Below are 13,881 nucleotides of genomic sequence, written 5' to 3'. Positions count from 1 at the left end.
TTCTTAGCTGATTACTAGTTTCTAATTTCCTTAAGTCCAGATTTACGACGGCCCATGTTGAACCATGGTGAAACAGTAAATGCCAAAACATCGTTAATGACGTAAATCAATGAGTTAATCGCCATTGCCAAGTTGGCATCCCCTTGCGCATAAGTGATACCCCAAAGAATCAATTGGAAAATACCACTTGCAGTCCACCAGAAGTATTGGTTGTTGTAACGCATGAAGCACATGATACCAGCAGTAAGTGAAATAGCAAAACTGATAGCGTCAACCCAAGGACGTGGGTCATTAGTGAACTTACCAATTAAGAAGCCTGATACCAAGTAAACGGCCAATGTACCAACGATGGCGATGACCCATTCTCTACCACCAAACTTTCTCAAGTGGTTCTTAGTATCATCATTCCATGATCTTACTGACAAGATAACTGGCAAATCCAAAGTTGCGATATAAGCAATTTGTTCAAAAATAGAAAGATAATTCTTGGCTGACCAACCAGCATAGATGAAACATGCTGCTGAGATCAATCCTAACCATCCATTAATTGCCTTAGTGGCATTAATTGCCAATACACAAAGCGTACCCAAAAGAGTACCAATGAAAGTGATCAAAGTTACGCTAGTAACCTTTGCTTGAATAAGTAACGCTAATTGAAAACCAAATGCGAAAAACCATAAACAATAGTTTTGTACTGGCCACCCCTTTAATTGATTAAACAGCCAAACAAAATAATTCTCATGTCTTTCCATATATACAAACTACTCCCTTTTTATTTTAGGTTCACAATATACTATATATTGTGCCTTATCCGCTCTTTTATTTAAAAAGCATCGTTATCTAGTATAGTGGACTCAAAATTAAATACAAGTATTGACATTTTTTTGATTTACGTTAGTACCATAATTTTTTATTTGTTAAGTTTTTAAAAGCGCTTTCATTTTTATTTTTGCAAGTGACATTATGTCATATAATGTATCCAAGAAAGGAAAAAGAATATATTAATTATGTGTTACGGAGGTACCAAAAATGTTCAAGACAAAGAAAACGCAATTTGCTATTCGCAAATTGGCTAAGGGTGCTGTTGCAGTGTTATTAAGTTTCGGCATACTAGCTGGTCCTAGTGCGCCAATTGTCTCAGCAGCCTCTGAAGCAATTCAAAATGAAATGACTGATGATACAACTTCAAATGAAGTAATAAGTGATACAACTTCAGTAGTAGAAGAAAGTGTTCCTGTAGAAAATAATACAGCAGACACTTTAACTACTGATAATACTGAAGTTTCAGCTAATTACTCTGAAAATACTGATGATAGTACTACAACTACTGTGCAAACTGATACAGATGTATCTACTCAAGAAAAAACAGATCCAGAAACATCTGTTAATACTGAGCAACCAATTCAAACAGAAGAAGCTGAAAGTACTACTCCAGTTGAAGATATAAATTCAAAATCTGAAGAAAATGTATCTCAAAATAATAATATTAATACTTCTAAAGAAGGTACAAATAAAAAAGATAAACCAAATATCAATGAAATGACCAAGGAAGAATTGGCAGATCATATTAAAGATTTGGCAGATAAACATCCTTTAGGTATCGCTGGTATCTTCCATATTTTCGGTAATGAAGTGACCCAAAATGGTCATATTGCAGGTAATATTGCTGCAGATAAACTTTCTGGTACAAATTTTGGTACCAATTCAAATGCAACCAATAATTTAACCAACGGTGATATCCACTATGTTGGCAATCTCAATGGACTTAACAAAATCGATGGTGACAACAAAGTAGTCATCTTTGGACCAGACATTGAATACCGTTCATTTGAAAATGATGGAGCAATTGAAGTTAACTATGGAACTGCAGAAAAACCTGACTGGAGAAAAGTAGATATTCCTTATAACCACATTGTTCAAGCCGATCAAAAAATTGATATTCAAGGCGAACTAGATAAATTAAGTCAAAAGTCAGATAACTGGGATAGTCAAGCACAGATTGAAGGAGTTAAAGCCGATTTTAATGATCTCAACAATAGTTGGATCGATGTTTCTGAGGCTATAAAGAATGCTGGCGACAGTAAGGAACCTATTTATGTAACAATTGATGCCGCACACCTTTCAGGCGACAAACGTAATATTACGATCAAAGGTATTCCTGCTGGTGCTGAAGCTCCAATGATTATTTTAAATGTAATTAATATTCAAGGTGGAGATTTAACAGTTCAAACTCACCTTGTACTGGAATATGCTGATGGTAATAATATTGGCGGTTCTTCTGAAACTCCAAATCAATTTAATAAATTGCTCTGGAACTTCGGTACAGATGTTAATAAATTACATTTTGCTGGAGACTACCATTTGGGAAGTGTTCTAGCAACCAACGCTCATATTACAAATGCTGTTAACATTGACGGTAATATTATTGGTAACAAAGTTACTGTTAGTGGTGAAACACACCGTTGGGACTTAACACCACCATTCGTAGAAATTGAAGAACCTGAAAAGCCTGATCCTAAACCTGAACCTGAGCCTGAAAATCCAACTCCAGATACTCCTGCTCCACAACCTAAACCAGAGGAAACTCCTGACAATACAGAAGATTTTACTCCTCCATTAAATGAAGATGTATTGGATCTAGATGGTACAGATGAAAATGAAACACCAGCTGGAGAAGAATCAACAGAAGAAGCTATTGCTCCACTTCCTAAAAATGTAATCGAAAAAAATCAAAAAGAAGTAACTTCTACTGCTGTAACCGAGAAATCTAGTGAAAAAACAACTAAACCGAAAGCAGAAGTAGAAAATGAAAATGTAACTGAAACCTCAAAAGAAGTTGGACTTCCAGAAACCGGTGAAGATAAGACTAACCTCATTACTACAGGCATTGTTTTAGCAAGTATTGCTGCAACAATCACGGCATTAGGTTCATTCATCAACAAGAAAAATTAACTAAAAATTACTGTTACTATAGATTTAAATGTAACCGCATTAATAAAGCGGAGGCTTTAATATGCTAAAAAGCGAACAAAATTCTTCTATTACTAAAAATATTAATTCAGCTAACTGTTTAGAGATTAATTATTACGATCCCTATGGTAATAAAGTTGGTGCATATTATTCTGCACCAGCTAATGCTGCAATATTTATTAGCAACAAAAGATTAAAAGAAATTATCGATTCAAATATTCCTGAAAATCATCAAATAGTTCCTTACTTTGCATATCCACAGCACGACATCACTAGCGATAACACTACTGAAGAAATAATGATTGCAGTAAAGAAATCAATCCTATTAATTAACAAAAAACTCATCAATGATTCTAAAATTGAGTCAATTGATGAGTTTTTCTATTGATAAATATTAATGTTGTGAAGCACCTGTTGTAGTATCTGGTTCTTCTGTTTTTTTTTAGTTTTTTCTACCTTTTCAGCCTTAGTTGAAACACCACTTACAGCATCAGGATCTGAATTTCTACGATAAGTTGCACCAGTTGTGGTATCATCATCTACTACCAACTTTTGACCAGTAGTTTCACAGAAATACTTAACGAGTGGATACAAATCTTGAACCCATTCGTAAATACCTGCGTAATCTCCATTATCATCTTCAACACGCTTATAGTAGTGCAAAACAAGTTTCTTCAAATTACCAGTTGGAACAGGCATATAGACATCATCATGTCCATCTTGCTTAGTACGTAAAGCATGAACTACTTTTTTAGCATTAGGAATAACATCACGCACATCAGGGTGAATTGCCTTCATAGTATCACCGACTTGATCTGGTGTACGTTTAGCAAGCATCTTATAATTTGGATCAGTTGGACGATTGTACCATAGAAATTCATTATTATCGTCAACAAAAGTCATTTCCCCAATTGTATTTCTAAGCATCCAATTAAGTTGGTTAACAGTAAGTAACCCCGCATCCAGCTTCACATAATCGTCACCTTCTGCAGCATGGACCTTCTTAGCTGCCTTATCCAGCCATTCAGGATCATTTTTATCGATTCCTTCAACTGTATATTTAGATTTACCCTTAGCTTAAAAATCTTCTTTTAAGTATTCATCAGGATTCATATCCTTAAGCCATTTAGGTTCTGCCATAATTTTTTCCTCCTACTAATAAAGAATCTTCTTAATTCTAATTATAATTTGTAAACGATTTCAATTAAATTGGATTGATATAAATTTAGCAATAATTCTTCAAACTCTATTATATAAAATTTTATATATTTTATTTTTTAAAAGTACCACTTACAAAGTAGTACTTTTCCTGTTAATTTCACTACATCTTTGTTTCAACGGTATGCTTATCCAAATGAATAATCACATCAAACATTGCTTTTTCCTCAGGTGAGATTTTGTGGGCTACTTCTATTACCGCAACATTAGGATTCTCAAGTAATGTTTTATGAATATCTAGTGACAATTTAGGATCAAGCGCACTCGTTGCTTCATCAGCCAACAAGATTGGTCTGCCCGATAATAAAGCACGAGCAATTTCTACTCTTTGAATCTGCCCACCAGACAATTCACTACCATTTTCACCCACTTGCTTATCTAGGCCTTGGCTCTTAACCAAATCATCAAGTCCAGCTTCATGGATTACTTGCTTCAGCTTTTCATCGCTCACCTTTCGGCCAAGCGTAATGTTAAAACACAACGTATCGTCAAACATGAACGGCTTTTGATTAACATAGGAGAAATAATTATGCGCTGCATCCCAATTACCAGTTACATCTTTGCCATTAAGCAAAATCTTCCCATCTTTAGGTCTTTTTGATCCCAAAAGAAGGCGCAACAACGTTGTTTTCCCCCAGCCACTTGGCGCCATAAGCAATACTTTTTCACCAGGTTTAACTTCTATATTAACTCCATCAAAAATTCGCTTATGATCAGAACTTGTTACATAAGACAAATCATCAATTTTCATTCCTTCAAAATGATCGATCTTTTGCTTGTCATCTTTCATCACATGTTTCAAAGCTTCTTGAGTCTTTTCCCACATCGGTACGGTTGACTTAACTTGGTTAAATTCGTTAAACAATGTAACAACTGGCGTGATAAAATTCATTGCCAAATCAACCATCATTACCAAAGTACCTACTTTTAAGTTGCCTTGCATCATCAAGATCCCACCTACGGTACATGGAATGATGAAACAGAAAAGCTCAGCTGCAGAATAAATTAATTCTAGTGCCCATGCCTGCGTCAAAGTCATATTTCTTAACGCGTTTTCCATTTGCTGGGCAGCATTTGACGCACGCGTTACAATATTTGTTCGCACGTTATAAAGCTTGGTAGCCTGAGCACCATTTAATGAATCTGAAACATGCTGCGTATAATTAGCATTAGTTTTTGCCCAAATCTTTGACTTTTTAGTAATAATTGGACTAGTGATCATCTGCACTACAGCAGGTGCAATCGTTGCTATTACAAATACTAAAGTCATTTGCCAAGAACTATAAAAAGCAAAGCTAATGGCACCAATAAATGACAACCCCTGGAAAATCATATCTAGTTGAGCGGTCACACGATTAGTTTCAATTTGTTTTAAATCATTAGTCATCAGCGACAAACCGCTTTTTATATCCGGATCGCCTTGATCAACTAGATACCGAAGATTGGCCTTTTTTAATGTCATGTTTACGTCACGAATAATTCCCATCTTAACCGTTTCGTAAACAAAGTTGCTGGCCATAAAGCACAATTGACCTAATGCAGTTAATAAAGCCAATCTAATTAAGTGCATGTAGTCATGAGAGCCAGAAGAAGCAACGTTCAACATGACTTGAATCATATAAGCTACAAAGACGATGTTGCAGGCTTTAATTGCTGCCAAGATCGTAAAACAGATTAATTGGCTTTTTTTAGCATATTTAAGACTCATAAACTCTCCTTTTTTATATACTTGAACCATTCATTATACTCGCATACTTGTCTTTTTCTCAATCTGATACGATAATTAATGTAATACATTCTATTTTTAATAAAGACTGAAAGGAAATTCTATGAAAACTGGTACTAAAATTATCACTTTAGACAACGGTTACCACTTATGGACTAATACTCAAGGTGAAGGCGACATTCACTTATTAGCTCTTCACGGTGGTCCTGGCGGCAACCACGAATACTGGGAAGACACTGCTGAACAATTGAAGAAGCAAGGTCTTAACGTTCAAGTTACCATGTACGATCAATTGGGTTCTCTTTATTCAGATCAACCTGACTATTCTGATCCTGAAATCGCTAAAAAGTATTTAACTTATGAATACTTCTTAGATGAAGTTGATGAAGTGCGTGAAAAGCTTGGTTTAGATAATATTTACTTAATCGGTCAAAGTTGGGGTGGGTTATTAGTTCAAGAATACGCCGTTAAATATGGTCAGCACTTAAAGGGTGCGATCATTTCATCCATGGTTGATGAAATCGATGAATACGTTGCTTCAGTTAATAGAAGAAGACAAGAAGTTCTACCACAGACTGAAATTGACTTTATGCATGAATGTGAAAGGAACAATGATTACGACAACAAGCGTTACCAAGATGACGTTCAAATCTTGAACATTAACTTTGTTGATCGTAAGCAACCTTCTAAGCTTTACCATCTAAAGGACCTTGGTGGTTCTGCTGTTTACAACGCCTTCCAAGGTGATAATGAGTTTGTTATCACCGGTAAGTTAAAGGACTGGCACTTCAGAGATCAATTACACAAGATCAATGTTCCAACTTTGCTTACTTTTGGTGAAAACGAAACTATGCCTATTTCAACTGCTAAGATTATGCAAAAGGAAATTCCTAACTCACGTTTAGTTACTACTCCAGATGGTGGACACCACCACATGGTTGATAATCCTGCAGTTTACTACAAACACTTGGCTGACTTCATTCGTGAAGTAGAAAACGGCACCTTCAAAGGTCAAAATTAATTAACAAAACGGTTGGAATTTTCCAGCCGTTTTTTTCTAGAGGTAAATGATATGGATGAAAAAGATGTCAAAATTCTGCTAGTTGAAGATGAAGAAGCAGTGGCTAGCTTTGTGAAAACAGAGCTGGGATTTGAAGGCTACCAGGTAATTTGGGCACAAGATGGTAAGGAGGCACTCGAGCTTTTTCAAAAAGAAGATCCTACCTTAATCCTGCTTGATTGGATGCTGCCAGTTTATGACGGCATCACTGTATTGCGTAGAATCCGCAAACAAAGCGATGTGCCAATCATTATGTTAACGGCGAAAAATTCCGCTTCTGACATTAGTTCTGCTCTTGATCAAGGCTTAGATGACTACATTATCAAACCTTTTGAAATTGAGGAACTTTTTGCCAGAATTCGGGTTATTTTGCGTCGCTTAAAAAAGACCCAAGAACAAAATGCAGCCCCTACTTCCACCTTTACTTTTGGCCCATTAAAAATCGACTTGGTAAAGCACGAATTCTACTGCAATGACGAAAAGATTTATTTAACACCAAAAGAATTCGCCTTAATGACCGAACTGATGCAGGATCCCGAAAAAGTAAAAAGCCGTGATGAACTGCTCGACGTCGTCTGGGGCTATGACTTCGTGGGCCAAACCAACACGGTTGATGTCTACATTAGAACCATCCGCAACAAGTTGGGCGAACCATATAAGAAGCTCATCAAAACGGTGCGCGGCCTCGGCTATTGTTTAAGAGAAGACGATTAACATGCAAAATAAAGCTAAAACTACCACTAGCCAATTAACCAAATTATTCGTCAGTCTATTCGTGGCTATTTTGGTTCTCGTCAATATCGCCTTTTTAGTTATTTCTTCTGGCTACATTTATTACAATGCCAAAAGCCAGAGTGAACAGGTTATTAGCGCCGTAGAAGAAAATCTGGAACCGCAATACGACTGGTCGGCACTACTTGATGCCTATTTAGCAAAACAAGACGACGATGCAATTATTTTAACTACGCCGCAGGGCCGAACCTATTATTCTGAAGATGCACACGAGACTTTTAAGGATATTAACCATAAACGCCATTATCAAAACTTTGTTGTTTCACACAAGCATATCTATTTTTTAGCACGTGAAGGACACCATGGCTATCGCATTCACGTTGCCTTAAATGTCGACGAACTCTTCAATCTAGTCACCTGGCTTCTACTTACGATGCTAGGCATCAACCTAGTAGCTATCTTGATCAGCATCCTGCTCATTCGCCGTTTTGCTCATAAATGGAGCAGGCCGATTCAAACGATGAACGCGGAAATCCAGGATATTCGCAAGAATAAAACGCCTGAGAGAAAGGTCACTATTCCTGATAATCCACTTGAAATCAGGAACCTGGCGCAGTCATTTAACAATCTGCTGAGTTTTCAAAATAATGCGTTAAAGCGCGAGCAACAATTCGTCAGCGATGCTTCACACGAATTAAAGACGCCAATTGCGGCCATTCGCGGCCACGTTAATTTGATCAAACGTCGCGGGCAAAGCAACCCAGAGATTATTTCTACTTCATTAGACTATATTGATTCAGAATCGAAGAAGATGCAGTTGATGGTTAACGAGCTGCTTACTTTGGGTAGAATCGATCAGAATAATGACAACGTAACGCCAATTGATTTGGTTAAAATTGTTTCTGATGTAGCAAATGAAGTGCAGACTGTTTATCCGCAAAAAATTATTTCTAACTTACCTGAACAACTGCTCTTCCCGATCAAGCCAACCGATTTTCGCAATATCGCCCACAACTTGGTAGAAAATGCGGCTAAATATTCACCTGCAGATAGCGAAATTAACGTCGTTTTGAAAAAACAAGCTGACAAATTACTCTTCCAAGTCGCAGACCACGGTATTGGCATTTCCCAGGAAAACCGTGAAAAGATCTTCGAACGTTTTTACCGCGAAGATAAGTCGCACTCCAGCAAAGTCGGTGGTTCTGGCCTAGGCTTGGCCATCGTCAAAGCCGAAGTCGACAAGTATCACGGCCAAATCACGGTGGAGGACAACACTCCTCAAGGGACGATCTTTTCCGTTTATCTGCCCAAAGAAAAATGAAGAAATCTTCATTTAAACTCCATCTAATTTTGGTTTTTCTAACGTCCTTTCTTAGTAAGATAAATATATCAAGTCAAGCAATTAGGAATTAAGAAAACCAAAGGGGAACTATTATGAAGACTATCAACTTAAAGAAATTCGCCATCGCAGGTGCAGCTTTAATCGGCTTAGGCACTGCAGCTATCACTACTGTTAACCAAAATACGGAATCTACTACTGTTCAAGCAGCTTCCAGCAAAATTAAGGTTTCACAAAGTACAGCAGTTAAGAAATTCAGAGCCAAATATCCAAGTGCTAAGATTGACTCCATCAACTTAGAAAAAGAAAATGGTCGCTACGTTTACGAAATTGAAGGTTTTACTTCAACCAGAGAATACGACATGAGGATTAACGCTTCGACTGGTAAAATGATTTCCGCTCATTCAGAAGCTGAAAAAAACGCAACAAGAAGGCAATCAACTTGTCAAAAGTAATTTCACGCTCAACTGCCACTAAGATTGCTCAAAAGAAAGTTCCTGACAGCAAGGCTATCGAATGGAGCTTAGACCGTGACGGTTCAAGAACTGTTTGGGAAGTAACTGTCTCAAAGAGCGGCAAAAAGAGCGAAGTAAAGATCAACGCTTTAACTAAAAAAGTAATCAGCGTAGAACGCGACTAATTTTTGAAAGAGGTATAAGATATGAAACTCACTAAATTAACTAGTGTAATTTTATTAGGTGCAACATTATTAACTGGAACCGTGGCTTGTTCAAAGCAGGATAACAGCACTGCTCAAACTAGCCAAACCACATCACACAAGTCTACTGCAGCTAAAAGCAGCGACAACAGTCAAAGTAGTCAAACAAGCGATTCCTCCACAGAGACTACTAACAGTGTTAAGACCGAAATTAGCAAGATCAAATTAAGCCAACAAGAAGCCATTGATAAATTCCATAGCCAATTTTCTGGCAAGCAAATTAAGAGCATCGATTTATCTCTTGAAGGCAAGCAATACGTTTACGAAATCGAAGGCTTCGATAGTACCCATGAATACTCTGCCGAAATCAACGCAGAAACTGGTCATGCCAGCAGCGTTCACTCAGAGCGCTTAGATCACGATGACCGCAATGAAGCTTTGAACCTTGACGGCATTGTCAGCCGCGATGAAGCTAGCGTAATCGCAGAAGAACATGCTAAAGGCACTAGCCAAGAATGGAAGCTGGACCAAGAACACGGTAAGACTTACTGGGAAGTTGAAGTAGTCAATGGTCACCAATCTACTGAGGTGAAGATTGACGCTCACAGTAAGAAAATTCTTGAAACTGAACACGATGATTAATAACTAAATGCAAACAAAAATGGTGAAGAGAAATTCTCCTCACCATTTTTTTGTTTACAATTTTTTAAGTAAAAGCCAGTCAATTTGCAGATCATCACCAACTTGGAAGACGTGTTGACCTACCTGTTTAAAACCATGACGCTTGTAAAAGTGCTGCGCGTTGATGTTCTTTTCATACACGCCAAGCCACATGTAGTCCTTCTTTTCATCTCTAGCAATCTTTTCCGCATAATCAAACAAGACGTTGCCTAGTCCCTTATGCTGGAAGTTAGAACGCAAATAAATTCTTTGCAATTCAAGAGCATTTTCCTTCAGATGCTCTTTTTGTGCATCCCCCACATTGACTTTCAAATAGCCAGCGATTTTATCTCCCACCAGTAAAAAGAAGAAACGGCTATTTGGATTTTCAATCTCGCTAATCAAGACATCGGTCGCATAATCTTCGTCCAAAAAGTGTGCCATGTCATCTGGAGCCGTAAAAGGATCAAAAGTTGCTTTAAATGTTTCACGTGAAATCTTTTGTAATTCTGCTACGTCGTCAGTGGTGACTGGTCTAATTGTGTAATCCATTAATACTCCCTCTTCCCGCCATTTTTAACAAAGTGCCAATTCTCACTCGCATTATCTTCTACTTGTTGCAAAAGTTTGGCCAATTCTTGTCTTTGTTTCTCATTCAAACCGGTTAGAACTAGCTCATTTGAATAAGTATTTTCTTTTTCAATTTTTTCAGCTAATTCGTCACCTTTTTTAGTTACAAACAGGTGCTTAATCTTCTTATTTTGTTGATCATTTTTTCTTTCGATCAAGCCATTATCTTCTAGCTTTTTAATACTCCGTGCCGTCGTCGTGCGATCTACATTGAGCATCCCTGCCAAATGATCAGAGATAATACCAGGATTTTCTTTGATTCTAACCAAATATAAATACTGACCGCGATTCAGCTGCATCTCTTTGAATTCAATGTTAGCAATTGAATCGAGTGCCCGCGCAATCGTGCTAATTTGTCTTAAAATACCTTCTTTCATGTTTTTCACCTAAAATTATTATATTGATTATTGCTGCAAATGCAACAATAATTTTATTAAAAATAAAAACCACGATCATTACAATCATGGCTTTATTTTCTACTTCACATAAGCATACTTGTATGACCATTGCGTACCAGCAGTATTATGAATCAAACCATGAACGCGTGGCTTTTGCAAATATGCCGTAGTTTGTTGGTAAATTGGCGTAATTGCTTGGTTCTTGTTCACGATCTTAGCGGCAGAAACCAAATCGTTCCAGCGCGTTGCAGGATCGTTAGCATCCTGATTGCCAGCTTTTCTGACCAAGTTATCGTAGTTAGCATCTGACCACTTACCATAGTTGTATGAAGTGCCAGTCATCGTAATTTGCATGAAGGTCATTGGATCGTTGAAGTCACCGCCCCAGTGTGACAAGTAAATATCGAAGTTACCTTCTTGTGCACGACTATCCGAAGATTTTTCTGGCACATTTGTAATATTAACCTTGATGCCACGTAATTCCTTGGTCCATTGTGATTGCAAGTATTGCGTTAATTGATCACTATCAGACTCATCGTTTGAAGCCAAAATGTTAAAGGTTAAGCTGCTTTCACCGATTTCTTTCAAGCCTTGTTTCCAGTACTTCTTAGCCAAAGCAGGATTGTAATCAACGGTATTCTTTACCGCTTGTTCCTTAGCAAAGTCCTGGCCATTTGTTGGATTCTTAGCTAAATCAGTTGCGACAAAACCTGTTGGCAAGGTTGAGCCATTGCCTAAAACCTTCTTAGTCACAATGTCGCGGTCAATTGAAAGTGACAAGGCCAAGCGAATATTTTTATTATTCAAAGCCTTACGGTTAACTGCGTTCTTGTCCTTGAAGTTATAAAGCAAGAATCTAACCAATGAGTATGGGTATTGAGTAAAGTCCTTATTGCTCTTCAAATTCTTCACTTGCTCGCTTGAAAGTGGGGTTAAATCCAGCTTGCCTTGTTGGTACATCTGGTAGCCGGTGTTGTTAGACTTCACTACTTGGTAGTTAATCTTGTCTAACTTAACCACCTTTTTATCCCAATAATCATTATTTTTAACAAAGGACCAAGTATCATTGGTACCGTTCCAGCCCTTAATCTTGAATGGACCTGAGTAAACCTGGTATTGTGCCTTAGTCGCATATTTCTTGCCGTACTTGTTAACGACCTTTTCGTTTTGTGGTCCAAACAATGGGTAAGCCATCAGAACCTTGAAGTAAGCGATCGGTCTGTTCAGCTTAACGACTACAGTTCGCTTATTTGGTGCAGAAATACCAACTGCACTTGGCTTCATCTTGCCTTTTGCAACCGCATCCGCATTCTTTACGCCGCTAAAAAGATATGAATATGGTGAAGCGGTCTTAGGATTCAAGCTTCTGCGCCATGAGTAAACAAAATCTTGCGCGGTAATTGAATCACCGTTTGACCACTTGGCATCCCTCAACTTAAAAGTCCAAGTTTTGCCATCTTTTGATACACTACCGCTCTTAGCAAGACCCGCAGTAGGCTTACCGTTTTTGCCCAAACGATAAAAGCTTTCAAAGACATTGCCCGTTTGACCAAAACCGGTAGACTTGCTGATGTCAATGGTGTCCAGTGGTGCTGTAGTGCTTAAATTCAATGTGTTCTTTTCTGCTGTCGAAGCATTGTTATTGCCACAAGCAGCAAGAAGCAATCCTACTGAAACTGTGACAATACCTGCTAAAACTCCCTTTAATTTCGACATAATTTTTCCTTTCTTTTGCAACAAAAAATGGGATGTACTCCAACGCGGAATACATCCCAAAAAGAACCACAACTTGATAACTAGTTATTCAGTAATAGTCTTTGATGATCACACATTAGAGCACGACAAATAGATGTTGTTAATACAACAACATTGGCAGTTTTGACATTGCATTTGACGTGCTAATAACATGTGATTCATCTCCTTCTTACTTTTGATAAGTCTATCTTAACTTGAGAGTTTACAGCTGTCAACATTTTATTTTGCAAAATCCTTTTTTCAGGTACAATTATTAACGAAAAAAGGAGGAGAAAAAATGAATATAATTGGTACTGTATTAACGTTTCTCGTAGGGATTGAACATATCGGAATTTGTTTTCTAGAAATTTTTGGTAAACCAGAAATGCAAGCTAAGGCTTTCGACATGGACCTTGATTTTGTAAAGCAGCCTGCTGCCAGAATTTCTATGGCAAATCAGGGCATCTACAACGGGATGCTCGGCCTATTATTGATATTGGTCTACTTCGTTTTTAAGGCTTCAATTGCTTTCACTGTTTGGCAATTATTGCTTACTTTGATCGTCGTAGTCGCAATTTTTGGTGGTTTTACCGCAACTAAAAAGATCTTCTTGGTGCAAATGTTACCAGCTCTACTTGCCTTGATTTTCGTAACATTACAGAAATAAGACAAATTCAATAATAATTTATTGACAATATGTCACTATCTAAAATATAGTTTATAATTAAGTATAAACTAAAACACAACTATATTTTT

Annotated in this window: 12 protein-coding genes and 2 pseudogenes; 8 read left to right on the top strand and 6 right to left on the bottom strand. The window is 37.5% G+C overall.

Annotated elements, in window-relative coordinates; genetic code table 11:
* Nucleotides 1-14: 14 nt before the first annotated feature.
* Nucleotides 15-752 carry a nicotinamide riboside transporter PnuC gene (gene pnuC, locus LA20531_RS07760; RefSeq protein WP_013438538.1) on the bottom strand — a complete coding sequence of 246 codons (738 nt, stop codon included), beginning with the start codon at nt 750-752 and terminating at the stop codon, nt 15-17.
* A gap of 277 nt (nt 753-1,029) precedes the next feature.
* Between pnuC and LA20531_RS07755 the strand changes: the two genes are divergently transcribed.
* Complete coding sequence (locus tag LA20531_RS07755; protein ID WP_082589008.1) at nt 1,030-2,952, top strand: cell surface protein; 1,923 nt, start codon at nt 1,030-1,032, stop codon at nt 2,950-2,952.
* 61 nt (nt 2,953-3,013) lie between these two features.
* Entirely contained in the window at nt 3,014-3,358 is a 345-nt protein-coding gene (locus LA20531_RS07750; RefSeq protein WP_056939831.1) for a hypothetical protein, read from the top strand.
* 6 nt (nt 3,359-3,364) lie between these two features.
* Here LA20531_RS07750 and LA20531_RS07745 read toward each other — a convergent pair.
* Both LA20531_RS07745 and LA20531_RS07740 read right to left on the bottom strand, forming a co-directional pair.
* Nucleotides 3,365-4,110 (bottom strand): annotated as a pseudogene (locus LA20531_RS07745) (PAS domain-containing protein).
* Nucleotides 4,111-4,291: 181 nt separating this feature from the next.
* A complete protein-coding gene (locus LA20531_RS07740) occupies nt 4,292-5,896 on the bottom strand; it encodes an ATP-binding cassette domain-containing protein (RefSeq protein ID WP_056939832.1) in 1,605 nt (534 codons plus the stop codon).
* Nucleotides 5,897-6,017: 121 nt separating this feature from the next.
* Between LA20531_RS07740 and LA20531_RS07735 the strand changes: the two genes are divergently transcribed.
* From LA20531_RS07735 to LA20531_RS07715, 5 genes and pseudogenes are all read left to right on the top strand, one after another.
* The gene (locus LA20531_RS07735) at nt 6,018-6,935 is read left to right on the top strand and encodes a prolyl aminopeptidase (protein WP_056939833.1); all 918 of its coding nucleotides are present in this window, start codon (nt 6,018-6,020) and stop codon (nt 6,933-6,935) included.
* Nucleotides 6,936-6,986: 51 nt separating this feature from the next.
* Nucleotides 6,987-7,688: a response regulator transcription factor gene (locus LA20531_RS07730; RefSeq protein WP_056939834.1), complete on the top strand. Its 702-nt coding sequence runs from the start codon at nt 6,987-6,989 to the stop codon at nt 7,686-7,688.
* Nucleotide 7,689: 1 nt separating this feature from the next.
* Nucleotides 7,690-9,027, top strand: coding sequence for a sensor histidine kinase (locus tag LA20531_RS07725; RefSeq protein ID WP_056939835.1), 1,338 nt, complete (start codon nt 7,690-7,692; stop codon nt 9,025-9,027).
* A gap of 113 nt (nt 9,028-9,140) precedes the next feature.
* Nucleotides 9,141-9,685 (top strand): annotated as a pseudogene (locus tag LA20531_RS07720) (PepSY domain-containing protein).
* A gap of 21 nt (nt 9,686-9,706) precedes the next feature.
* On the top strand, nt 9,707-10,345 hold the full coding sequence (locus LA20531_RS07715; RefSeq protein WP_056939836.1) for a PepSY domain-containing protein: 639 nt from the start codon (nt 9,707-9,709) through the stop codon (nt 10,343-10,345).
* Between the two features lie 54 nt (nt 10,346-10,399).
* On the opposite strand, the gene LA20531_RS07710 is transcribed toward LA20531_RS07715, so the two are convergent.
* The 3 genes from LA20531_RS07710 to LA20531_RS07700 all read right to left on the bottom strand — a co-directional run bounded on the left by LA20531_RS07710 (nt 10,400) and on the right by LA20531_RS07700 (nt 13,107).
* The gene (locus LA20531_RS07710; RefSeq protein WP_056939837.1) at nt 10,400-10,915 is read right to left on the bottom strand and encodes a GNAT family N-acetyltransferase; all 516 of its coding nucleotides are present in this window, start codon (nt 10,913-10,915) and stop codon (nt 10,400-10,402) included.
* Nucleotides 10,915-11,370, bottom strand: a complete 456-nt coding sequence (locus LA20531_RS07705) for a MarR family winged helix-turn-helix transcriptional regulator (protein ID WP_052543180.1) — start codon at nt 11,368-11,370, stop codon at nt 10,915-10,917. The genes LA20531_RS07710 and LA20531_RS07705 overlap by 1 nt, the downstream gene beginning before the upstream one ends.
* A gap of 99 nt (nt 11,371-11,469) precedes the next feature.
* Entirely contained in the window at nt 11,470-13,107 is a 1,638-nt protein-coding gene (locus LA20531_RS07700; RefSeq protein ID WP_056939838.1) for a peptide ABC transporter substrate-binding protein, read from the bottom strand.
* Nucleotides 13,108-13,423: 316 nt separating this feature from the next.
* On the opposite strand from LA20531_RS07700, the gene LA20531_RS07695 reads away from it, so the two are divergent.
* A complete protein-coding gene (locus LA20531_RS07695; protein WP_056939839.1) occupies nt 13,424-13,792 on the top strand; it encodes a DUF1304 domain-containing protein in 369 nt (122 codons plus the stop codon).
* The last annotated feature ends 89 nt before the right edge of the window (nt 13,793-13,881 follow it).

This window comes from Lactobacillus amylovorus DSM 20531 (genome assembly GCF_002706375.1).
Lineage (GTDB): Bacteria > Bacillota > Bacilli > Lactobacillales > Lactobacillaceae > Lactobacillus > Lactobacillus amylovorus.
This window is presented reverse-complemented; position numbering and strand designations above follow the sequence as displayed.